Origin of the sequence: Allorhodopirellula heiligendammensis (assembly GCF_007860105.1) — a bacterium.
GTDB classification, from domain to species: Bacteria; Planctomycetota; Planctomycetia; order Pirellulales; family Pirellulaceae; genus Rhodopirellula; species Rhodopirellula heiligendammensis.
This window is the reverse complement of the sequence record NZ_SJPU01000001.1, coordinates 617,044-638,444: the sequence shown is the minus strand read 5'-3', so window position 1 is coordinate 638,444 and position 21,401 is coordinate 617,044. Positions and strand designations below refer to the sequence as shown.

Here is a 21,401-nt window from a genome sequence, read left to right as displayed (position 1 = left end):
ATCTAACGAGTCTGAGCTCGATCAACAGCGTCCATTGGAGGCATGGCGATGTGCTCATCGGCGTCGATCAACTCATCGTTACCAGGCAGACCGAAATGAGCGTCCGGAGCAATGGGCGTGTCCGTGGTTGGAACAGACATCGCTCCACCAGCGACCACTCCCGCTTGCCCCGCAGCGAACTCTACCGGTGGCCCATCTGCGTGACTCTCTCCGCGTTCTGCAAAATCCACTGCTCCCACCGGGGGCAAATAATCCGCCCAGTTCTTGATGGGATTGGGAGTGCGGCTTTGCGAGAGACTTGAAAGCCCACCCAAGGGCTCATTCTCAACGTCGGGCGTTAGGTCCGCACTCTCAGCTGCCGCAGTCTCAGCCACCGGCATCGATGGCAGGTCGGCGTAGGTCGCATCCATGCGGCGGATCTGTTCGTTCGCTGCGGAAGCCAGCGGATCCATATCGTAACCGGCGTTTTGATACTGATCATCTGAAGTTTCATGCGAGACATGCTCGACCGGCGCTGGCGTGGTCTGCGCCGTCTTGTTTAAAAACTCTGTCTGCGAACCTTCGCGTTCCATGGCTGTCTCGGCGCGTCTCGAGAGCAACGCGTGCTCCGCACCATGCTCTGGAGTTTCGTATGCAGGCGTCCGCGCTGCATTCTCGAATTGACTCGTCGACGTCAACAGTGGATCAGCCACTTCAGCCTCCAGCGATTCGGGCATCGACGACGGCCCCGTGTGGCGATTGAACTCACCCGGTCGGGGCGCCCAGATTGCGATCCCCGCGACGACTACCAGAGCAGCTGAGAGTGTTTTGCGAGTCGCGATGCGATCGATCCACGCCGCAGCATTAAAGTCTTTCAGACCAACCCGCTCAGCTAGGCGTGGGCGTGGCGGATGCGTTGAGCCAGCAGGCGATTCGGGATTCTTAGTTGTGGCCGCTGCGACGACTCGGTCCGAGACGGTGTGAGCACCGATGGGAATGCCGCGCGGTCCGCTCGAGCTGACTTTAGGTAGCGGTTGGCATTCATTCTCAACCTCAATTGGCCGCTCCTTCTCCTCAGCAACCGCAGATTTCAGCTGGGGTAGACGAAGTAGCGTCGGTGGCATGGCTTCCGAGTCAGAACGCTCGCCATGGCTGGGCTCGTTCGCACGAAAACGGTTTGGAGAGTTTTTTTTAGTATCAGACGCGAGCGTCATCGTGGCATCCCTGCTTGTGGAGCGGATCGAGTTGACGATCTCATCCTCCTGCGTATGGCATCGAAGTACCCGCAGAAGGAGCTTGAGGATTTTCCGGGATAGCGAAAACCCGCTGCTCACAACAAGACGAAACCAAGCAATTTTGAGCATGAAGCTCCGATGGCTACGTCGACCGCTTCCAGTAATGCTTCACCAGGTCGATCAATCCGCGGTAGCGATAGGAACTGTCGACGTAATGCTCGATGACGTAGAAGACGAAGTAGTAGCACCGGCAAAAGCTCCAGATGGTGAGCGCCAACAGCGCCATGTTTCGCAGGGTGACGATGGTACTGAGCAGCAGCCCGCCAGATAAACAACCGAGAACCAAAAAGAGCCCTGCCTTAAGCACGATCACCCACTTGGATTGAAGGTCGCCGCGCACCGATTTGCGAAGTGGCTGCTGTCCTCGCGAGGCAAGCGTATTCGCCTTGCGCTTGTCCGGTTGGCTAGCCGAGCGAGGCTCTTGGGCGGATCGTGTTTTAGCCATAACGTTTTCGCAGTTCTTCGGGGGTCGCACCGCGTGCGAAAGCGTATTGGAGTTGCCAGTTCAACCATGTTTGCCGGACTACGCCCCGCCGCAGCCAGCGACGAGGATCCACGGTGACCGGGCCAGCGAGAAGTCGCGGACGATGATGGCGGAAGAGTTGGGAGGATAGCAGCACATCTTCCATCAGCTCAACCTCAGCGAACCCGCCCACCTCGTTGTATCGGCTGCGATGAACATAGAGAGCTTGGTCGCCAAAAACTCGCCCGAAAACGATCGCGCGGAGTGCGTTCCCAATCTCCAAAATGCGAAACCGCCAACTCGGGTGGTCGATGCGCTGCCGAAACCCACCCCAAACGGGCCAACTCGCTTGGGCGATTTGGCTGATCGCATGTGCGGGAAGCTGATTGTCCGCATGCAAGAACAGAAGCACGTCCCCGCGAGCAATCCTTGCCCCGGCGGCCAATTGCCGTCCACGACCGAGAGGTGAATGGATTACAATCACGTCCCCGTCATGCCGCTGAGCGAATTGACGCGCTCGGGCAACCGTGTCATCCACGCTGCCGCCGTCGCTAACAATAATCTCGAGCCCTTCCAAGGCTCGCGCCGCATGAAGCGCGTTTTCAATCGTCTGCGACTCGTTGAGGGTCGGAATGATAATCGAAACCGACTTCTCCATTTCACCTCCCGACTCCGTAGCCCAATATGCCAATGATTTCTCGCGTCATCCTATCGTGTTTACTCGCCGCCTGCTTGACTTGCCCCCGCGTCTGCTATTCGGCCGACGAGGCGGTCGGCCACCGTGTCCTGCTGCACGGACAACAAGGGCTGGTGATCGTCGAGCCTGATGGTGAAATCTCCTGGCAAATGCCCTGGGGTGGAATTCACGATATCGCCATGCTCGAAAACGGCCACATCCTCACCCGTCAAGGCAAAACGCGTGTCGTCGAAATTGATCCAGAATCCAAATCGATCGTTTGGCAATACGACAGCGGCATCGAAAATGGCAATGCCGGAAAGCCTGTAGAGGTTCACGCATTCGAGCGTCTCGCCAACGGCAACACCCTGATCGCTGAATCTGGCCCCGCGCGAATTATCGAAGTCGACCGCAGCGGGAAGCTACGTCGTGAAATCTCACTCGTCACCGATCACCCCAGCACTCACTCGGACACCCGGTTAGTTCGTAAACTCGGCAATGGAAACTACCTGGTCGCGCACGAAGCAGACGGCAAGGTGAGAGAGTATGACGCCGACGGCAAGGTGGTTTGGGAATACGAAGTGCCGATGTTTGGCAAATCCGCCCGCGGTGGACACGGTCCTGACGCGTTCGGAAACAGCTTGTTCTCGGCAACCCGACTTGAAAACGGTAACACTTTGATCGGTGGCGGCAACGGACATTGTTTGCTCGAAGTCACTCCTGCGAAAAAGATCGTTCGCGAAATTCACCAAGACGATCTGCCCGGCATCCGTCTAGCATGGGTCACCACCGTCGAGGTGCTCGACAACGGCAATTGGGTGTTTGGCAACTGCCATGCCGGACCCGGCCAACCCATCCTGATTGAAGTTGCTCCGGAGTCAAAACGCGTCGTATGGACGCTCGATCGCTTCGACGATTTTGGCAACAACGTCTCCAATTCCACAATCCTCCAGGACTGAGTGGTCAGCCGACTGTCGCGGTTAGCGAGGGTACTGGCGGTCGCATCGAGCCTGGGGCATCAGCCGTGCAGCTCACCCAAACGACATCGATTCAGAAAGCACCGCAGGAATTAGCCGGTGATTTGGGCGTAGCGAACACCACCGGGATCAAATGCAATCAATGCACGCCCACCCTGGCAGGGTCGTAGCCGCCGCGGTACACCCCGCTCAGATGGGCTGCTGCGCTTATATGCACTCCAGCAATTGCAAGTTCACAACTCGCGAATCGGCTTAGAAATTCAACAGCCCGCTAGCCGGAGAACGCCAATCTGTGCATCCTAGGCATCCTCCCCCCTCTCCCACTTTGATTCCGCCCGCGGCTAGCGCCGTCGGCTCACAATTTCATGACTGATATGATTCGCACACGATTCGCCCCCAGCCCGACCGGATACCTTCACATTGGCGGGGTTCGCACGGCATTATTTAATTGGCTGCTCGCCCGCCAGAGCGGTGGTCAATTTGTGTTGCGGATCGATGACACCGATGCCGGACGCAACGTGGAGGCCGCCCTGCAGCCGATTCTTGATGGTTTTCGTTGGTTGGGCATGGATTGGGATGAGGGTCCCGAGGTCGGCGGACCTCACGGCCCATACTTCCAGTCTCAGCGAGGTGAGTTGTACCGCACAGCAATTGCGCAGTTGCTCGAGAGCGGGCATGCTTACCGTGATTTCGCCAAGCCCGACGAGTTGCAAACGCTACGGGACGAGGCTCGGCAGAATGGGGGGGCATTCGTGTATGACCGGCGTTGGATGGCCGCAGACGACGAAGCCGCCCAAAAGTTCGAGGCGGAGGGACGTGAGGGCGTCGTGCGTCTGAAAATGCCGCGCGAAGGTCAGTGCGTTATTCAGGATTTAATTCGCGGTGAAGTCGTCGTCGAGTGGGCATCAGAGCAAGACCACGTGATCGCCCGCGCCGACGGCAGTCCACTCTATCACCTCGCGAGCGTCGTCGACGATCATGAGCTAAAAATTACCCATGTGGTGCGGGCGGCAGAGCATTTACCCAACACGCCGCGGCAGATCTTCATCGCCCAATCACTTGGATACGAGTTGCCCGAGTATGCACACTTACCCTATGTCGCCGAGCCGGGCGGGACAGCGAAGCTGAGCAAACGCAAGCTCGACAAATATGTAAAGAACCGTGACTTCGCGAATCTGATGACTCGAGGGCAGGCCATTGCCAAGCGTTGTGGGTTAACCACCGATGACGAGACATTTAACCCCGTACTGGTGGATTTTTATCGTGAGATCGGCTTTCTGCCCGATGCGTTATTGAACTACTTGATGTTACTGGGCTGGTCCCTCGACGGCGAGCATGAGAAATTCACGCGTCAACAGATGATCGAGCTATTCACTTTGGCTCGCGTGACGAAGTCACCAGCTTCATTTGACCCAGCAAAGCTAACCTCATTCCAAGCCGATGCCTTCGCCGCGTTACCTGCTGCGGAACGCACTTCACTCGTATTTCCATTTGCAGTGGCGGCGGGATGGGTGGATCCGGAAAACGCAGAGTCGCGACAACGACTGGCCGGCGTCGTCATGGCGGCGGGCGACCGCCTGAAAATGGCTGGCGATATCATCGATTTCGACTACTGCTTTGTCGACGATTACGAGGTCAATTCGAAAGCGTTTGAAAAACGCATTTCAAAACCTGCCGCCGCCAAGGAATTACTCGGCAAAATCCGCGACCGACTGGCAGAGTGCGACGATTTTTCGGCCGCTGCGGCCGAGGCAGCTGTCCATCAGTTCTGTGAAGACGAATCCATTGGGCTCGGCGACATCATTCACGGCCTCAGAGTCGCCACGACGGGCGCCGCAGGCGGTTTCGGCATGTTCGACACGCTAGCGATTGTGGGTAAGGAACGAACACTCGAGCGGATCGACAAAACGCTCGCAGAGTGATTGTCGCCGATCGCTCCGCGATCCACGGGTCTAATCGCCCAGGACATTGGTCCCAAGCCGCGTGAGGCCGCGTAAATCGCTGATTCCGGTATTCCCGCCAGGACGCGAAATCGAGTAGTTTCAGAGATAGTTGCTCTCTCTCGTTTCCGCTCAGGACGGATTTGCCATGCACGAACGAACGACGCGGGCGCTCGCTCGATGGCTGTTCGTTGGCTGCTGCGCCGCTCCCACTGGCCTGACGATGCTCGCGATCCTGGTGACCTGGACGCCTTGGTACCACCACCGAGCCCGCCATGCGATCGAATCTCGCGTGGCCCTGATGACGGGATTGCGTGTCGAAATCGGCGATTTTGACCGGGCCGATCCATCGACATGGCGGTTAACCGATGTGCGTTTGTCCGATCCCGAAACCCTCCAGCCGGTGGCGTCGGTTCGTTCGCTCCAGTGGATCTCGCAGAGTGAAAACACCGTGATCCGGCTCAGCCAACCCGAAATCCGGGTCGAGTCACTCGAGCAGGTTGCCGAGTTGCTGCACTACCGTTTTCTATGTCAACCAGATCAGACCCGAGTGCCGGTACGCATCGCCGCCGATGATGTCACACTTCGTGGCAGCTCGACCGCCCAGACGATCCAAGATTTCGACGCTTGGCTGGAGACGCGCGAAAACACGGTGTGGGCGACCGTCCGCTGCATTCCTGCCGGGCATCGCCAAGACAGCGAGGGAATTCAGATCGAAGTTACCCGGAATCGTGGAACATCACCGCCGACAACAGCGTGGTCGCTACAGACCGGCGAGGTGCATCTACCGCTCGCGGTACTCGCTGACTACTACCCGTTCCTGAACCGCTTGGGTGCCGACGCAACCTTTGACGGCAGCTTCGCGGGGACACGCCAGGACGGCATCACCGATCCAGCATGGTCCGTCAATCTCGCTGGGCATTTCCGTGACATTGACTTGGGCCAACTCACGCAAAACTTACCACACCAGGTTCGCGGCCGCGGCATGATTTCGATTGACCGTTGCCAACTCGACCAAGATTGGTCGGTCAACGTGGCGGGACAATTGACTGCTGACGAAGGCTGGATGTCTGCATCACTCTTGCCGCGGCTCGCTGAGGACCTGGGCTGTCGACTCGCGGTCGCAACGGCCGATGATTTCAGCTTCGATGCATTGGCGCTGCGTTTTGACTTGTACTCGGCTCAGCTGCGAGTCGAAGGAATCTGCCGTAGTCTGCCTGGACGAGAATGGCTGCCCGCCGAAGTCGTTGTTTCAGCGGGCGGAAGGCCAATCGTATTCTCGAGTGCCAAGTGGACTGATTCGCTCAATTTAGCACGTCTGTTCGCCCCATCACACAGCGTCTGGATCCCATTGTCAGGGCAGACCAGTGGTCTCTTGTCGATCCTTCGACCACCACGACACGCGTTGCCGCAAAACGGGCTTGCCAGCGACATGCCCGTGGCCAGCGACATGCCCGTGAGTCGTGCAGGAGATCGTGTACTCGAGGACACAGAACCAGCCGCACGGATCAGTCGGTTGCAACCGCACCGGGGCGAGACCACTCCAGTCTCGCAACCTCGGTGATGTTTAAAGCGTTCGCGAATCAAGAAGTTCGGGTAGCTGCAATCGCCAGAACGGGGACTCCACCCTAGCTGGACCATGCTAACGTCAGGTAAAAACTTTGCGTCTCGCCTGAGGCCCAATCGATCCACCGGGACTAGTGGCCCGTTGATTTACGAACCCGACGTGCCCGCGAGGTAGACCAGCTCATACCTCCCTCGCGTTTCGGGTTAGGAGTGGTGCATTCGCACAGCGAAAGCGACTAACTCAACAGTCCGCTAGCGCCCAAACGGCTAAAATATGTTGCCATGAAACGACCTCATCTCTATTTGACCGGTTATCGCGGCTGCGGCAAGAGCACGGTTGCCAAGCTTTTGGCCGCGCAGCTCAACTTGCCGTGGACTGATCTTGATGACGTGATCGAGTCCACTGCCGGGACCTCAATTGCCAAGATTTTCGCGGAGGAAGGTGAACCTGGGTTCCGCCACCGCGAAACACTCGCTCTCCAGAGCGTAGCGCAGCATCGCCCCAGCGTGATCGCTCTCGGTGGCGGCGCGATTCTCAGCCCTGTGAATCGTACTGCCATCGCGACAACGGGCTGGTGCGTCTGGCTGGACGCCGATCCAGCGGTCATCGCCGAGCGACTTGCCACCGATCATACGACTGGGACGCGCCGACCTGCACTGACGGGTTTAACACCCACTGAGGAAATAATCGCCGTGATGAATCAGCGAGAGCCATTGTACCGCGAGGTCGCTGATGTGCGAATCGATACAACATTGCAAGCAATCCCACAAATTGTCCAAGAGATCGAAACTGCGTTCTTACGTCGAAGAGCGGAGGAGTAAGCCAGCAAGCTGTGCCCGCTCCACATTGACCCATTTGTACCGAGTTTCAAATTATTCCGGAGCGAAAACTGGAAACGTCACCGTGAACTGGGACCCTCTCTCAGGAGCGCGATCGAATCGGAGATTGCCGCCGTGCTCGCGGACGATGCCATAGGCAATGGACAAGCCGAGCCCCGTGCCTTGACCAACGTCCTTGGTCGTATAGAAGGGTTCAAAAATTCGTTCGACGTCCTGCGGATCGATACCCACGCCACCATCGGTAACTCGAATTTCTGCCAGCTGATTCTGTACTAGGTCGTCAGCTCGCTGAGCCAGCGTGACAGTCACCACGCCACCATTCGGCATCGCCGCGACCGCGTTGGTGATGAGGTTCGTCAGCACCTGTTGAACTTGGGCTGGATCACCGTCAATCGAGACAATCTCATCGGGTAGATCCACAATCATTTCGACATTCGATTTCGCCGCCAAAGGTCGCAGAACCTCGCAGGTTTGCCCCACGAGGTCATTCAACTCGAGTAAGTGATGGGCAGACGGCTTCTGCCTCGCGAAGTCAAGAAGCTGGCGAATGATTACCGTCATTCTCTCAGCTTCACTTTGGATTGTCGCAGCGCTCGAGGCGACTTCTTCGGCGTTCAGCTTTCCGCTTTTGATCAATCCCGCACGACCTGCGACAACATTGAGCGGCGTGCCCAATTCGTGAGCCATCCCAGCGGCGAGCGTTCCAATTGTGCCGAGCCGATCGGTATGCCGAATGGTGTCGCGCTGCCGCCCGATCCGGTGACTCATTTCGCTGATCGCCAACGCGAGTCGGCCCAGCTCATCGTTGCTCGTCAACGCAGGGGGCAGGTCGACCTTGCCAGCTCCGATCTGATTGACCTGAGCAATCAATCGACTCAGAGGCCTGCCTACTAGCGTGATACCTCCGAAAAAGATGACGGCCGCCGAAAGTATCGCGACGCCGATCAAGAGCAAAACCGAAGTTAGAAACGACCGTCGGGTAAACGCATCTTGGTCGGCTAAAGGCTCCGCTATCTCGACGGTTCCCGCGTTTTCATCGCCAATTTGCATGGGCACGTATGAATACGACTTGCGGTTTCCATCGGCGTCGGTGATTGTCAGACTTGTGGTTTGTCTCGAAGTGGTCTCGGTGGTCTGCGACGCAGCGTTTCCAGTAACTTCCTGGCGGTCGATCCAGCGCACCTGCGGCCCGCTGAGCTGGCGTGTGGAAATCTCCAGCGCCTGCTGAACCGTGATTGTGCCCCCTTTTTTGTAGGCTTCCTCGATCGCGGGCGTCAGAGTTTCAGCGAGGTCGGCAGCATGCGCAGACCGGCGTTGTTCATCCCAGAGACGCTGTCTCTGGATTGTCTGCCAGGCAAACATCGAGACGATTGCGAGAACACCGAGCAGGAAAACAAGAATGAGCTTGGCGGCGAGTTTCATGGCGTTTTACTCTGCGAATCGTAACCGCCGGGCGACGGTAGCGACGAAAACGTGCGGCTTCACAGGGTCACAGCGAAGCAGACTTCACAGCGATTCCGAGCCAGGTGACGTATTTCAACCTGCTTGGGTCGCCATCGTTGAACTTCCCGCTCCCAACGCGGTATTTGACTGGCGCGTTCATAGTCTCCCAGTTTCATGGTAATCAAACATCCCTGGAAACTCGTCTCGCGACTTTCGATCATATTGCGGACCGTGCTCAACGTCGCATCTGGCTTGACGGTGGAATCAACTAACAGCCACTTGGCTCCGCGAAAGACTCGACGGGGTAGGTCGCCCGCCCGGGCGGCATAATGAATGAACCGCGGATGATCAGCAATTCTCGGATCCATTTCGGCGGGATCCACACCAATCACGTGTAGCCCCATTTCGAGCAAGCGGCCACATGCGCCCCCGGGGGCACTGCCTACCTCGACCGCTAAGTCATCGGGGCGAAGATCGAACCCGCTCCACGCAATCGATTCCGCTGCCTTGTAGTACGCTCGAGAGATCGGCTCATACTCAGGTGCAACCGGTTGCACACCTCCAGGCCAACGACTCGGCAACGTTGTCGCTGTATGGATACCAAAGAACCAGTGAGAGGGATCGATGAGCACCACGTCGAGAATGGTTTGTGACGGCTGGGCGATCTCATTTGGGGTCGCGCATCGAACGCGATCAGGGCCGAGTCGTTGATGGATTCGCTCGGCCACCGCCGTCGACACTTCGTCGGGGCCAGGTTCGAAATCAAATCGACCGATGGGTGCGCGGTCACGTGGGTATACGTGCAGATGGTCAACCGGGAGAGTGAGGGACTGAGTTGATTCGATCAATCGATCAATCAATTCATCGGCGTCACCTGACTTGCCACTGCCGAGTGAACGAGATGCCGTACGAATAAAAATACCGCTGGGCGGCGAGCGTAAACCATCGTGTTTGGCCGTGACAAAACCGGGGCGCGAGAACGAGAGACGCCACCCATCCTCAGCGATCGTGGATTTCACAATGCCTTCGGCACCGTGGGCACAGCTCAGCATCACGAAACTGGGGCCGTCAGGGCGTGCTGACGAAGAATCGTCGTTGCGGGCCGGTAGAGTGGACTTGTTCATCGGGTTTCGGTTTCATTAGGGTGCTCTGAATCCACAGCGTCCTCTTGGGGTAACACCCAGGGTCCAGACGTTTCGCCACGGACCAGTCGCAGGTACGCGCTGATTTTCTGCTTGGCATAGACGGTTCCGCCACTGCGCCGCATCAATGCCGCCATCGCAGAAAGATGGTTTCCGAAATGCGTCGGTTGGTTGTAGCGAACACTTCGTGGCCGACCAAATACGGGCAGCAGCATGAGGCATAAAACGATTCCGAGAAAGGCCACATGAAGATTAATCAAACTCAGTGGCATCTCGGTCATTAACTCCCAACCTCTCGCTTTGGGCAATCCGGGCTGCGCTGCTGAAATCGGAATCGCGGTATAGCGAGATGACAAGAAGCCCACCGTGATTGGTGTCGCTGGATCTGTCTCGCTGATGCGTCGAATCGCGTTTTGAAGATCACGCGTCAACTCGCGTGCAGCCGGTGCGGTCATCGCAAAATTGGTGAGCAACGACCCGCTGGAGACAACCAAAACCTGTGAGCTCTTCCAGCGATCACGGGTAATCCTCGCTAGTGTCGTCAGCGATCTTGATCCGGTGGCCGCATCCGCAGCTTCCTGTTCCACGACCTCAAAGTGAAGTGGATCTGTCGAGTTACTAGCAGCCGGTGGTTGCGCCGTGCTCTGCTCGACGGAAAAGTCGACGAGGCGGCGGCCTGGCAGCTCCACTCGGTAGGGCAATGCTCGCGCGGTAAACCAGTCTCCTAAACCAATATCGCTCCGGTTGGCTTCGGCGAGCAAACGCTCGTTAATCAGTTGTGCCAACCGCCGCCGATAACTCAAACGCTGATCCGCGGGCGCCGTTGCAGAAGCTTCCCGGAAATAGGCCTCGGTGCTGCCACTATCAGGTACGACAAATATCAACGTACGATGATCCTGGGCCAGCCAGCGATCGAGCCACTCTTGGACCTCTTGCGGATTACTGGGAGGCCAGCGTGTGGGAAGCCAAACAATCGCATCACTCTCGGACTCACGATCAGATAGTCGGGCGACATCGTGAATCTCGAGTTCCGGAACCAAACCTGCTGGGGCACCTTCAAGCGCGGTACGAAACGCCCCAAATCCGTTTAGACTCTCGTCCCCTGGCACCCCGTCGCTGGCGCCATATTCGGTTGAAAAACGCGAGCATCCACTGCACAGCAAGACGAAGAGCAGCAGGCTGCCGACTACACTCGAACTTTTGGCGAGGTTGAAAACAATCGCCAACTTCCGCCCGCGGCCTCGCAGGAATTCTTTCGGACGCCACGCACTTCGAGACCGAATGAGGTGAAATCCGTCCGCGGAGGACAGGGTTTCATGATCCATTCCGACTACGGAGCGATGCGAGACGCGAGTGGAGCACGCGCGCGACAGTGGATATCTGGATAACCAGACGGCTGGAGTCGCTCCGAGGGCAGTCATGCTGTCACTCCGTACATCGCTATCGTCGCTTCCATCTCGAGATTTGCTTGCCACAGCCGTTCGAACTGCTCGCCTGTCAAAGGATGCTTTCCGAAGTAGGAGCGTTCAAATGCAGCGACGGTGTCGCGTAGTTGCTCGCCCATTGGTGGCGAGGATTGCATCGTCTCACGGACGTACTGGTTATTCGTTTTCCAGCGTGAGAGGCGAATTTGGCCCACCCGGTCGAGCATCAATAATTGGTGTCCAAAAAGGAAGATAATTGCGCGGTCAAAATCTCCAGTCTGCCGCAATCGCTCGAGCTCTGCTCGCGGACTGACACTCGTGCCTCGCAATTCGGCAGGCAACTCAGCAATTCGTTGTTTCGTTTGTTCATCGAGCACTCCACCGCTCGCCATCGTTTGAATGGGCATTTCGTTACGAAAGTCAAACGAGCTATTAGCGAACACATACAACAGCAGCGCCACCAACCCGCAAACGATAGCGATCAGTAGCGTCCAACCGATGAAGTAGCTCACCCCAGTGCTGCTGGCCGGAGACGTACTGGCGGATGAAGACTGGGAATTCGACGGTTTCGTCGGCCGCTGGGTCGGTTCGGGCAGCCATCGACTATTGCGATTTTTGGAATCGACGCGATTGTCGCGCAGCTCTATCGAACGCAGCTCTCCCCGCTCGGAGTCGAACCATGGCGAGTCAGCTACCACGGGTCTCTCGGATACTGACGCGACGGAAAATACATCGGCAGCGACTCTTTCGGCGTGCCGTGGAGCAGCGTTCAAGGGGGGCGAGGATGCGAGGTTCGCCAACACGCAGGCCCCCCAAAACGCGAGTGTTTTGACACTCGGTACTGACGCCGCTGCCTGGGTAGTGCCTACCTGCGACGGCGCGTCCTGAGATAAATCGTCGTTCGCACCTTCGTTGGGCTGCGTTTCGCTCGTGATGACAGTCGCATCCGGCAGCGTGAGTGCCGCATGAGAAGCACCTGTCGTTCTCGGCTGCAGGACGACGGACATCGAATCCTCGCCGAACTGCCGAATCGCCTCAGCGCGGATGGCCAACTCGACTTCCCAACCCTCCAAACGAATCCTTGCGTCGAGATAGCCGAGAAGTTTCATCACGACGCTCAGGGACGCAACCAGCCACAAGGCCAGCGGGTAGAAGACGAGCAGTGCGAACGAATCTGCTGTCCAGTTCCCCAGAGCCATTCCGCGCATCCAGAGCAATGCGAAAAAAACACAGCCCAGAAGCATCGTAAGGGTCATCGAAACCGTCAAAAAGCGTCCGCCAAGTTCACTCGCCATCGGTGAATGCAGAGCTTTGGAACGGCGGCCCAAAGTGATCACTTCGGGTTGTTTGCTTCGCAATGGGCACCGTTCAAGCAGGATCATCTCAGCGACGAATGGGCGACTGCTGCGGATCAGAGCGACCACCACCAACAGGAAAACCGGCACAAAAAAGTCGACGAAAACATCGGTCGCTGCGCCCCAACGCAGCCCGACGACAATCATCGCTGGTATCGCTAAGCGACGAATGCCCAGCACACGAATCAATTGCCAAAGTACCGGACGCACCTCTCGAATCGCTTTCCTCAACGAAATTTGTTGTTCAAAAATAGATTGCCCCAATGTGTACGTCGTCAGCGCTCCTGCGATTGGCGCTTGCAGAAACACGAGCGTGGCCATCCAAAATAAATACCGAAACTGATCTCCCGACGAATCATCGCCGAACACATCTTCCCGGGGCGATTGCAGCGGTAACCAACCGAGTAGCAACAGATCCGCGACGATCCAAAAGGCCGCTCCCAAAAAGAATGCTTGAAAGACGGCTTTGGGATACCGTCGAATCATCACCAATGACAGATCGCCGATTTCCGAAAGTGTTCGCACACGAATTGCGACATGAGTTCGATCGAGTTGCACGGCAGACTACTCGACTTGCATCGGGAGGCGGTGACGTGCGCGGGGGAATCCCAACACCACAAAGTAGAAGCTGATCAGTGCCGATGACATGATCGCCCACGCGGCCTTCAGCAGGTATGGGGCGGAGCTGGGGGAGAGGAACCCTTCGGTGAACGCTGCCAGTACAAACAGGGTCGCTGCGGCCGCCATGATCGGCACGCTGCGATGTGCCGATCGCCGCATCGAATCGATTCGAGTGAGTCCCTCGGTATGAAAGAAACCAACTCCCAACCGCAATCCTGCCGCCGCAGACAAAGCGATGGCAGTCAATTCGAAAGGACCGTGTGCTGTCACGAAGTGAAAGAAATTATCGCTGCCCACGGTGTTCTCGCGGGCCATGTATCCGAACATCGTGCCCAGTGCAACGCCGTTGTACGCTAAAAGATAGAGGCAGGGGATCAGTAGGATCCCATATGCGAAACACTGCAATCCAATACCTGTGTTGTGCATGATGTAGAACCCGGACATGCCCACGTAATGACTCAGTGAACCACTGATTTTTTGTTCGTACATGGACTCCAGTGCTTCGAGTTGCCCCTGGCCGACCACGTTGGCAGCAAAGCTTGGAAAGAGCGTCTGCTCGTAACCTAGGTACATCGATAACGCAAACATGCCGAAGAATACGATGGTCGCCACGCGCACGCAGGAATCGGCAAAGATTTGCTGGGGGGCTTCACGAAATACCAGCTCGAAGAATCCAACCGGAGAGAACTTGCCGCTGCGATAAAGTTGGTTGTGAGCCCGAGCGACGAGCCGGTGCAGATACGTCACCGTCGAGGGCGGCAATTGATACGCGTCTGCCAGCGCGAGATCCGCGCACGCGCCGCGGTAGAGTGCGGCAAAACGTACAATACCAGCGGCTCCTCGGTACTGTTCACCCGCTTTATGAGTTTTTCCGCTCACTTCCATCGCTTCGCATAGACGCTCCAGCTCAGCCCAATTGCAGTGCCGTTTTTCGAGGAGCGTCGCGATGTTCATGCGTAAGGAATCCAATTCGTAGGATGGGACCATCGTCCCGTCCGAGATTCAACTGTTCGCTCGAGAGCTAGATCCCAAGCTACCGCTGCGTTGAAGCACAGCGTCGGCTTACTCTTTTTCAGTCGCCTTCTGGGCCGGTTTGTAGTCTCGCACCCAAATATTTCGAAAACGTACTGGGTTACCATGGTCCTGCAGAGCGATGGGGCCTTGAGGTCCACGGTCTTTGTACTGAGGTGCACGATTGAATGGCGTGTCTCCGAGCAGTGCAAAATGATTTAACACCAACACACCATTGTGGGTCGCCGTGATGTAGGCCGGTGACTCAAGTTCACCGTCTTCGCTGAACCGTGGTGCCGTCCAAAAGATGTCATAGCTATTCCACTCACCCGGTGGCCGCATAGCATTGACCGCTGGCGGTGTCTGTTTGTAGATCGACGCCGCTTGGCCATCGAAGTAGGTTTTGTTATCGAAGGAATCGAGCACTTGCATTTCGTAGATCCCCATCAAGAAGACACCGCTATTACCACGCCCTTGTGAGTTGCCTTTTGGAGGCGTCGGGGCTGACCATTCAATGTGGACTTGGCAGTCGCCGAATTCAGCCTCGCTGCGAATCATTCCGCTTCCTGTAATCAACACGTCGCCGTCGGTTTTCCACGTATCGGCTCCCTTCCAATTGGAGATGTCCGAAGCCTTACCGAACAATACCGTCGCGTCCGAGGGCGGATCGTTGTCAGTCTTGCCCGGCGTGACAATTTCCGGTTCCGCCCAATCGATTCCAGTCAAATACTCTTCGGCAACAGCCCAGCTGCACGAACAGACCAGAGAGAGAACAGCAATCGAGTTGAATAGATATTTTTTCATGGGAAGGGTTTGAATGATAGGGACGTGGTAGAGGGGAGAGAGGATACGCTATTCGACTTCGAAGATGGCTTCGATTTCGACAGCCATGTCGGCAGGCAATGCCGACGCCCCGATAGCGCTGCGAGCACCAATGCCAGCCTCGTTGCCGAAGACTTCGCGGAACAATTCGCTGCAGCCGTTGATCACAGCCGGTTGGGCATTAAAACTTTCAGTGCAGCGGACAAGTCCCAATAGTTTAACTAAACGCGAGACGCGGTCCAAAGTTCCGAGATGATTACGAAGGGTCGACAACATGGCGAGACCAGTCAATCGCGCAGCGGCCTGACCACTGTCGACGTCCATGTCCGCTCCCAACCGACCTGACAGAGGATAACCGTCGCTCTGCAATGGTCCATGACCGGACAAGTAAACCAAATTTCCCACCTGTACGATCGGCTTGTACAGCCCCATGGCTTGGGGCGGTGGCGGCAATTCGAGATTCAGCTGCTCGATGCGGGCGTCGTGACTCATCTTTCTGGTTTCCGATTGGTAACTATTTGCCGGGTTTCTTTTTCGCGTTCTGGCTGGGCTCCTGATCACCCTGCGGTGCGGCAGGGGCCTCTCCAAATTCAGACCGAGCCAGCGCGGCCGCTCCCATCACTGCCGCATCGTCACCGAGTTTGGCAGCGACAACTTTGAACCGATCTTTATACACCGGCATGACACACGCGTGTGCGGTCTTGCGAACGCCATCGAGTAACAGACTCTCCATGGCTTCGACCAAACCACCCCCGAGCACAATTTTGTCAGGGCACAGCATGTGGACGACGTTCACAACGGCGTAGCCGATAACCGTCGCTGCCTCTTTGATCACTCGCTCAACTTCCTTGTCACCGTTCGTCACGGCGTCCGCTAACGTGCCGCTACGTATCGACGAGAGATCAGTACCAGCGTCTTTAAAGAGCGCGGGGGCTTCGCCACGATAGGCTAGCTTGGCTGCCTCCGACGCGATCGCCAGGCGGCTCGCCTCCGTCTCGAGGGTGCCCGGAATTTCTCCACCACTGCAGCGGACGCCCGAGCTAATTCGGGTGTGCCCGATCTCCATGCAGGAGATGCCTGCACCGTGCAGAATCTTGCCTTCGTAAACGCACCCGCCCCCGATCCCAGTCCCCGGGAAGATTCCTACAACACAGCGACTGCCTTCCGCGGCACCAAAAAGATATTCACCGTACACGCCGGCATCCACGTCATTGACAACCGCGACTGGACAATCGAACTGTTTGCTGAGCACTTCCCGCACATCAACGGTGTCCCAGCCAAGATTGGGGGACGAAAGTAGGCGTCCAGCGTCGAGGTCGATCGGGCCGGGACATCCGATGCCAATCCCAGCAACACGCTTTGGATCAATTTCACTCTCGTCAAGCATTTTTTTGATCGTGGAGACGATCCGTGCAATGCCCGCGTCGCTGCCGCGAGTCTTCCGGCGCCGACGAGCGACGGGGTTCATGTCGCTGTCGAATGCAACGGCCAGCATCTTCGTGCCGCCTAGATCGAAGCCAATCCAAATATCTTTCAAAACAACCCTCGAGCGTTTGATGGGGCTAACTTACCTCGTGCGATTGCTAGCATAAACAGATTCAGTCGCTCCGGATACACGGGCGAGCAGCGGGCAGATTGAATTCCAGGGGACTCGGCTAATCTGCCCGTAGCAGCATCACGACGACCCGCGCGGCAATCGCCTCACTGCGCCCCACCGCGTCGACACCTTCGCCGGTCTTCGCCTTCAGCCCGATCGCATCAAGCGGGCACCCGAGCAGGCTTGCGATCCGCTGCCGCATGGTATCGATATGCGGTGCCATCTTTGGCTGCTGAGCCAGAATGACGGCGTCGAGATTGCCCACTTGATATCCGGCCTCGCTAACCTTCGTCAGCGCCGCGGTAACGAACTCCGCACTATCGCGGTCTCGATTAATTTCCGCGTCATCGGGAAACAAACGGCCAATATCCGCCGCTGCGATGGCCCCGACTAACGCGTCGGTTACCGCGTGGAGCAACACATCGGCATCACTGTGTCCGATCGCATGAAAATACCCCGGCCCGTCATCGCCAATGTCGATACCACCGATCCGTAGCGGCCCCCCCCGCTCCAGTCGATGGGAGTCGTAACCGAGGCCGATGCGAAACGGAAGTGGGGAAGACGACATAGGTTAACTCGTAGCCTGGGACCATTGTCCCGAGCAAGCCATTCAGCCCCCCAGCGAGCAATTGGGTTTCCAGCGAGCCGTGAGGAAACGATTGAACGAAACGGGGCCTCCGACGGGACTACGGTCCCGTACTACTGCTCAGCTTGGCGGTGTGAACTTGGGTGCGGAGGGTTCGGGCGTGTCATCTTCGTCCTCATCGTAACTCCCGGCTTTGGCGTTCGATTTCGACTGGTTATCGACCGCCATTGCACGATCAACATCTCGCTGCGCCTCGCGGAATTGCTGCTGCACGTCGTGCAAGCTGCGCCGCAACTGGCTGTACGAATGGCCGAACTTCCTCGCCACCTCGGGCAGGTTGCCACCAAATAGGACGACCGCAATGATCCCTATGACGGACATCTCGAAAAAACTGAGACCAAACATCTCAGACCTTTTCGTGCAGCTTTTCCGACTCGTCAACGTCGTCCGTCGATTCAGCCATGCCCCGCTTGAACTCGTTCGCACTCTTGCCCAAGTTCCTCATCAATGAGGGCAGCTTGGAGCCACCAAAGAGCAATAAGGCGATGAAGAGAATGATCAATAACTCCGAGGTGCCGGGCATGCCCCCGATAAAACCGAGCAGCAAGGCCGGAGAGGTGAGAGTGGTCAACATGACATTTGTCCCGCAGATTGGTTGGGTATTTCGAACATGAAAGTGTGAACCAAAATCATCGACTAGGAATGATTTGGATGTCGTCCGCATCAAGACGCTATCAGTTCGACGTAGCCACCGACATACTCGTTCGAGCAGCCTAGGGCGACCTCATCGATACAGCGTTTTAGAATTAGCGAACAACCTCGGCGAAAGCGGGTAGATCGAATGCAGAGCCTCCCGATCCTGCTCGCTCGAGCACAATCGGTCGTCCACAAACATCTCCGGGACCGAAGAACGCGGGACAACCGCCGCTGTTGGCAATTTACCCCGTGATGCTGGAATTATAGACAGGCCGGGCGGCCGCGTCAAAGGCCACTCATTTTTCTGGGATAAACTGGCGGCTTCGTCGTCCTTGGTACAGAACGAACGCATTTGAACCGCCAGCGAGAATCAACGGAAGTGAATCCAAACCGGCTTTGCGAGATCTGGGACGCCCACCACGCGAGATTGCTGCTGATTGCACGATCGATCGATGGCAGTGTGGCTTTCCCGCTCCTCGAAGATGCCGTCCAGGATGCATTCATCGAGCTATCCAAACAGTCGATCGAACCCCGCGATGTCATGGGATGGTTAGTTCGAGTGACTCGCAACCGGATCCTCGACAGCATGCGGGCAGAATCGCGGCGGCAACGTCGAGAGGCTGCCCATGGCGAGCAACGATGGTTTCGCGAGCCAGACACCACCGCCGACGTCGATGCGGACCAGCTTTCACAAGCCATGGAAACGCTGGATGAACTGTCCCGCCAAATCATCACCATGAGAGTGTGGGGCGAAATGACATTTGACACCATCGCCGATGTGCTGGACGTCTCCAGTAGCTCGGCACACCGACACTACCACCTCGCACTCAACGTGCTCAGCAATCAACTTCGAAGGGCCAGCGATGTCACACGATAACTCGAGTGAGCGAGCATTCCTCACACAACTCTCGCAGTTGAAACCGCAAACGGGAACTACAGATCCACGTGTCGCTTTCTATGAGATGGGGTATGCGGCGGCATCGTCCAACAGTGACGTGCCGGAGCAATCGAAGCGAGGAGCTTCGCACTCGTTGGCGATCGTCGCGGCGATCGCCGCCTGCCTTACTGCGGCATTTGCTGCGGGGTATGGGATCCGCCCAACCATCGCAGAGAATCGCGGAATAGTCGCTGATCACTTCACGATCCGTACAGAGGATCGCAGCAGTACAGAGGATCGCAGCAGTACAGAGGATCGCAGCAGTACAGCGGATCGCAGCAGTACAGCGCATCGCAGTCATGACGAGGAGTACAGAGCGATCCACAACAATCAACCGCCGACTGGTTTCACCATACCGGATAGTGCACCCCAGTCGCGAGCCGCAATCCTCACGACTGGGCTGCAGGATTCCTGGGAGCAACGTGAATTGAACGCCTATGGCCTGTCGATCGCGGCGCCAGTCAACAGGAATGACACCGCCGACGCTGGCAGCAGCGAAACTTTCGTTTCAACGCTCACTCGCATGGACTATCTCAACTGGGAGGATTCACTATGAATCGAGTTTTAACACCAATCGTTGCCGGACTGCTGGTGATCGCTGGGGTAACTGCTGGACGGGCGCAGGTCACCGTTAGCCAACGCGAAACGGATGACTCGTTTGTTCACACGCTGGTGATCAGCCCAGCAGCGGAGCCCCAGTCGGCGCTGCGATATCAATTTTGGCCACCACTTCATGTGCAAAAGCAAACCAACGCGATGCCGTTCTTTTCGCGTGCGGTGTTGATGTCCACGACCACCCGACTACGCAATCGTGACGTTGAATTAACGCCCGAACGCTACGACCGCTGGTTCGAGTCGGACTGGAAACCGGAGCATGGGGAAGAGATCGACGAATTCCTGTCGCACTACAGCGATTCGCTCGCTGAGTTGGAGCGTGCGACCGATTGCATGCTGATCGATTATCCGATCGTGGACGCTTCGCAGTCTCTTGAGGAAATTTATGCCTTGTTGCTTCCGGAGGTCCAAGAGTCCCGCACGCTGGCCAGACTGTTGCGGTTGCGGGCCAAGCTGGAGATGCATTCAGGTCGCTGGGAGGATTTCACCCGGACGATGCAGACGATGTTTCGACTTTCTGAGATGTCAGGTCGTGCCGGCAATCTCCTTATCAGTCGGCTGGTAGGGATGATGATTGCCGGTATCACTTTGGAGGCGATTGAAGAGGCGTCATCCATCGAAAACTGCCCTAACTTTTACTGGGCACTCGCCGCATTGCCTGAAGGATTACTGGATACTCGCGGCGCGATCGATCAGGAGGTGCAAGTGATACCGAATCTCGCACCAGGACTCGCAAAGAATCCAGACGCGCCCATCGGCGAGGTTGCGGCGCGAGCGAAACTTCGCGAAATCATCCGATCCTACAGCGAACTGCGATCAATGAGCTTCCGAAAAAGCGACAGCGAGACGCCATCAATGTCACTGCTCAAGGCCGGTTTAATTGTGATCGCGACCGCCGAACAATCGAGAGAATACCTGCGACGAGAAACCAGATGGGGCGATCGCGTCGACGAACTCTCCGATAGTGAGTGCGTGTTGCGTGCCTTTGCGATCGAAGTGGATCGTAACGCATCGAACATTCTCAAATGGACGTGGTTGCCCGAGTCGATCCGTCTGCAGAATTCCAGCCGAAGTGAAGACGAGATGAGGCGAATCTCAGAAGAGGAATTCAACCCAGCCGCCATTGTCATGAATTTGATCCTTCCGGCTACCGACGCAGCATGCCGTGCGGAATACCGTTTCAAACAATCCATTGCTCGCAATGCGACGATCCAAGCCATCCGCGACTTCGCGGCGCAGCATGATAGATTGCCGGAGTCATTCGACGAACTCACGCTGCCCGCCTGGCCCGATGCGTTTTCGAACGAGCCCTTTGGCTACGAATTGCTAACACCTCGAACGGCCAACCTCACTCGGGCGGAGCGTCATCACGGGGACAACGCAACCAACCTTCCTCTCGAACTGACGGAGTGAACT

At 57.0% G+C, this 21,401-nt stretch carries 21 protein-coding genes; 7 read left to right on the top strand and 14 right to left on the bottom strand.

The features are described from left to right. Positions 1 to 2: 2 nt before the first annotated feature. The 3 genes from Poly21_RS02490 to Poly21_RS02480 form a co-directional block, all read right to left on the bottom strand. The gene (locus Poly21_RS02490) at positions 3 to 1,193 is read right to left on the bottom strand and encodes a hypothetical protein (protein WP_302117303.1); all 1,191 of its coding nucleotides are present in this window, start codon (positions 1,191 to 1,193) and stop codon (positions 3 to 5) included. A gap of 163 nt (positions 1,194 to 1,356) precedes the next feature. Next, entirely contained in the window at positions 1,357 to 1,719 is a 363-nt protein-coding gene (locus Poly21_RS02485; protein ID WP_302117302.1) for a hypothetical protein, read from the bottom strand. Further along, positions 1,712 to 2,395, bottom strand: a complete 684-nt coding sequence (locus Poly21_RS02480) for a TIGR04283 family arsenosugar biosynthesis glycosyltransferase (protein ID WP_146405439.1) — start codon at positions 2,393 to 2,395, stop codon at positions 1,712 to 1,714. The genes Poly21_RS02485 and Poly21_RS02480 overlap by 8 nt, the downstream gene beginning before the upstream one ends. A gap of 32 nt (positions 2,396 to 2,427) precedes the next feature. On the opposite strand from Poly21_RS02480, the gene Poly21_RS02475 reads away from it, so the two are divergent. The 4 genes from Poly21_RS02475 (at position 2,428) to Poly21_RS02460 (ending at position 7,718) form a co-directional block, all read left to right on the top strand. Continuing rightward, the gene (locus Poly21_RS02475; RefSeq protein ID WP_436967486.1) at positions 2,428 to 3,372 is read left to right on the top strand and encodes an outer membrane protein assembly factor BamB family protein; all 945 of its coding nucleotides are present in this window, start codon (positions 2,428 to 2,430) and stop codon (positions 3,370 to 3,372) included. Between the two features lie 392 nt (positions 3,373 to 3,764). Then, a complete protein-coding gene (gene gltX / locus Poly21_RS02470) occupies positions 3,765 to 5,312 on the top strand; it encodes a glutamate--tRNA ligase (protein WP_146406794.1) in 1,548 nt (515 codons plus the stop codon). A gap of 166 nt (positions 5,313 to 5,478) precedes the next feature. Next, positions 5,479 to 6,894, top strand: a complete 1,416-nt coding sequence (locus tag Poly21_RS02465; RefSeq protein ID WP_146405437.1) for a hypothetical protein — start codon at positions 5,479 to 5,481, stop codon at positions 6,892 to 6,894. A 284-nt stretch (positions 6,895 to 7,178) separates the two neighbouring features. After that, positions 7,179 to 7,718 carry a shikimate kinase gene (locus Poly21_RS02460; protein ID WP_146405436.1) on the top strand — a complete coding sequence of 180 codons (540 nt, stop codon included), beginning with the start codon at positions 7,179 to 7,181 and terminating at the stop codon, positions 7,716 to 7,718. Between the two features lie 51 nt (positions 7,719 to 7,769). On the opposite strand, the gene Poly21_RS02455 is transcribed toward Poly21_RS02460, so the two are convergent. From Poly21_RS02455 to Poly21_RS02405, 11 genes are all read right to left on the bottom strand, one after another. Further along, positions 7,770 to 9,158 carry a sensor histidine kinase gene (locus Poly21_RS02455; RefSeq protein WP_146405435.1) on the bottom strand — a complete coding sequence of 463 codons (1,389 nt, stop codon included), beginning with the start codon at positions 9,156 to 9,158 and terminating at the stop codon, positions 7,770 to 7,772. Positions 9,159 to 9,217: 59 nt separating this feature from the next. Beyond that, entirely contained in the window at positions 9,218 to 10,303 is a 1,086-nt protein-coding gene (locus Poly21_RS02450) for a class I SAM-dependent methyltransferase (protein WP_302117301.1), read from the bottom strand. Further along, entirely contained in the window at positions 10,300 to 11,646 is a 1,347-nt protein-coding gene (locus tag Poly21_RS02445) for a hypothetical protein (protein ID WP_146405434.1), read from the bottom strand. Before Poly21_RS02445 ends, Poly21_RS02450 begins: the two co-directional genes overlap by 4 nt. Before the next feature lie 92 nt (positions 11,647 to 11,738). Further along, the gene (locus tag Poly21_RS02440) at positions 11,739 to 13,658 is read right to left on the bottom strand and encodes a DUF4129 domain-containing protein (RefSeq protein ID WP_146405433.1); all 1,920 of its coding nucleotides are present in this window, start codon (positions 13,656 to 13,658) and stop codon (positions 11,739 to 11,741) included. Positions 13,659 to 13,664: 6 nt separating this feature from the next. After that, positions 13,665 to 14,675 (bottom strand): stage II sporulation protein M, encoded by a 1,011-nt coding sequence (locus Poly21_RS02435; RefSeq protein WP_146405432.1) that lies wholly within the window; start codon positions 14,673 to 14,675, stop codon positions 13,665 to 13,667. A gap of 108 nt (positions 14,676 to 14,783) precedes the next feature. Next, a complete protein-coding gene (locus Poly21_RS02430; protein WP_146405431.1) occupies positions 14,784 to 15,536 on the bottom strand; it encodes a 3-keto-disaccharide hydrolase in 753 nt (250 codons plus the stop codon). A gap of 48 nt (positions 15,537 to 15,584) precedes the next feature. Beyond that, the gene (locus tag Poly21_RS02425) at positions 15,585 to 16,046 is read right to left on the bottom strand and encodes a RidA family protein (protein WP_146405430.1); all 462 of its coding nucleotides are present in this window, start codon (positions 16,044 to 16,046) and stop codon (positions 15,585 to 15,587) included. A 22-nt stretch (positions 16,047 to 16,068) separates the two neighbouring features. Then, a complete protein-coding gene (locus Poly21_RS02420) occupies positions 16,069 to 17,091 on the bottom strand; it encodes an ROK family protein (protein ID WP_146405429.1) in 1,023 nt (340 codons plus the stop codon). 118 nt (positions 17,092 to 17,209) lie between these two features. Continuing rightward, positions 17,210 to 17,719: a 2-C-methyl-D-erythritol 2,4-cyclodiphosphate synthase gene (ispF, locus tag Poly21_RS02415; protein ID WP_146405428.1), complete on the bottom strand. Its 510-nt coding sequence runs from the start codon at positions 17,717 to 17,719 to the stop codon at positions 17,210 to 17,212. A 138-nt stretch (positions 17,720 to 17,857) separates the two neighbouring features. Next, entirely contained in the window at positions 17,858 to 18,142 is a 285-nt protein-coding gene (locus Poly21_RS02410) for a Sec-independent protein translocase subunit TatA/TatB (RefSeq protein ID WP_146405427.1), read from the bottom strand. A gap of 1 nt (position 18,143) precedes the next feature. Beyond that, positions 18,144 to 18,371, bottom strand: coding sequence for a Sec-independent protein translocase subunit TatA/TatB (locus Poly21_RS02405; protein ID WP_146405426.1), 228 nt, complete (start codon positions 18,369 to 18,371; stop codon positions 18,144 to 18,146). A 441-nt stretch (positions 18,372 to 18,812) separates the two neighbouring features. On the opposite strand from Poly21_RS02405, the gene Poly21_RS02400 reads away from it, so the two are divergent. The 3 genes from Poly21_RS02400 to Poly21_RS02390 are packed head-to-tail and all read left to right on the top strand — an operon-like array spanning position 18,813 to position 21,398. Then, complete coding sequence (locus Poly21_RS02400) at positions 18,813 to 19,310, top strand: RNA polymerase sigma factor (protein WP_302117298.1); 498 nt, start codon at positions 18,813 to 18,815, stop codon at positions 19,308 to 19,310. Next, positions 19,297 to 19,926 carry a hypothetical protein gene (locus Poly21_RS02395; protein WP_146405424.1) on the top strand — a complete coding sequence of 210 codons (630 nt, stop codon included), beginning with the start codon at positions 19,297 to 19,299 and terminating at the stop codon, positions 19,924 to 19,926. The genes Poly21_RS02400 and Poly21_RS02395 overlap by 14 nt, the downstream gene beginning before the upstream one ends. Further along, a complete protein-coding gene (locus tag Poly21_RS02390; protein WP_146405423.1) occupies positions 19,923 to 21,398 on the top strand; it encodes a hypothetical protein in 1,476 nt (491 codons plus the stop codon). Before Poly21_RS02395 ends, Poly21_RS02390 begins: the two co-directional genes overlap by 4 nt. Positions 21,399 to 21,401 lie beyond the last annotated feature (3 nt).

Coding starts and splice junctions, on each gene's coding strand:
- Poly21_RS02490 (WP_302117303.1), bottom strand. CDS start 1,193: ATGACGCTCGCGTCTGATACTAAAAAAAACTCTCCAAACCGTTTTCGT.
- Poly21_RS02485 (WP_302117302.1), bottom strand. CDS start 1,719: ATGGCTAAAACACGATCCGCCCAAGAGCCTCGCTCGGCTAGCCAACCG.
- Poly21_RS02480 (WP_146405439.1), bottom strand. CDS start 2,395: ATGGAGAAGTCGGTTTCGATTATCATTCCGACCCTCAACGAGTCGCAG.
- Poly21_RS02475 (WP_436967486.1), top strand. CDS start 2,428: ATGATTTCTCGCGTCATCCTATCGTGTTTACTCGCCGCCTGCTTGACT.
- gltX (WP_146406794.1), top strand. CDS start 3,765: ATGATTCGCACACGATTCGCCCCCAGCCCGACCGGATACCTTCACATT.
- Poly21_RS02465 (WP_146405437.1), top strand. CDS start 5,479: ATGCACGAACGAACGACGCGGGCGCTCGCTCGATGGCTGTTCGTTGGC.
- Poly21_RS02460 (WP_146405436.1), top strand. CDS start 7,179: ATGAAACGACCTCATCTCTATTTGACCGGTTATCGCGGCTGCGGCAAG.
- Poly21_RS02455 (WP_146405435.1), bottom strand. CDS start 9,158: ATGAAACTCGCCGCCAAGCTCATTCTTGTTTTCCTGCTCGGTGTTCTC.
- Poly21_RS02450 (WP_302117301.1), bottom strand. CDS start 10,303: ATGAACAAGTCCACTCTACCGGCCCGCAACGACGATTCTTCGTCAGCA.
- Poly21_RS02445 (WP_146405434.1), bottom strand. CDS start 11,646: ATGGATCATGAAACCCTGTCCTCCGCGGACGGATTTCACCTCATTCGG.
- Poly21_RS02435 (WP_146405432.1), bottom strand. CDS start 14,675: ATGAACATCGCGACGCTCCTCGAAAAACGGCACTGCAATTGGGCTGAG.
- Poly21_RS02430 (WP_146405431.1), bottom strand. CDS start 15,536: ATGAAAAAATATCTATTCAACTCGATTGCTGTTCTCTCTCTGGTCTGT.
- Poly21_RS02425 (WP_146405430.1), bottom strand. CDS start 16,046: ATGAGTCACGACGCCCGCATCGAGCAGCTGAATCTCGAATTGCCGCCA.
- ispF (WP_146405428.1), bottom strand. CDS start 17,719: ATGTCGTCTTCCCCACTTCCGTTTCGCATCGGCCTCGGTTACGACTCC.
- Poly21_RS02410 (WP_146405427.1), bottom strand. CDS start 18,142: ATGTTTGGTCTCAGTTTTTTCGAGATGTCCGTCATAGGGATCATTGCG.
- Poly21_RS02405 (WP_146405426.1), bottom strand. CDS start 18,371: ATGTTGACCACTCTCACCTCTCCGGCCTTGCTGCTCGGTTTTATCGGG.
- Poly21_RS02395 (WP_146405424.1), top strand. CDS start 19,297: ATGTCACACGATAACTCGAGTGAGCGAGCATTCCTCACACAACTCTCG.
- Poly21_RS02390 (WP_146405423.1), top strand. CDS start 19,923: ATGAATCGAGTTTTAACACCAATCGTTGCCGGACTGCTGGTGATCGCT.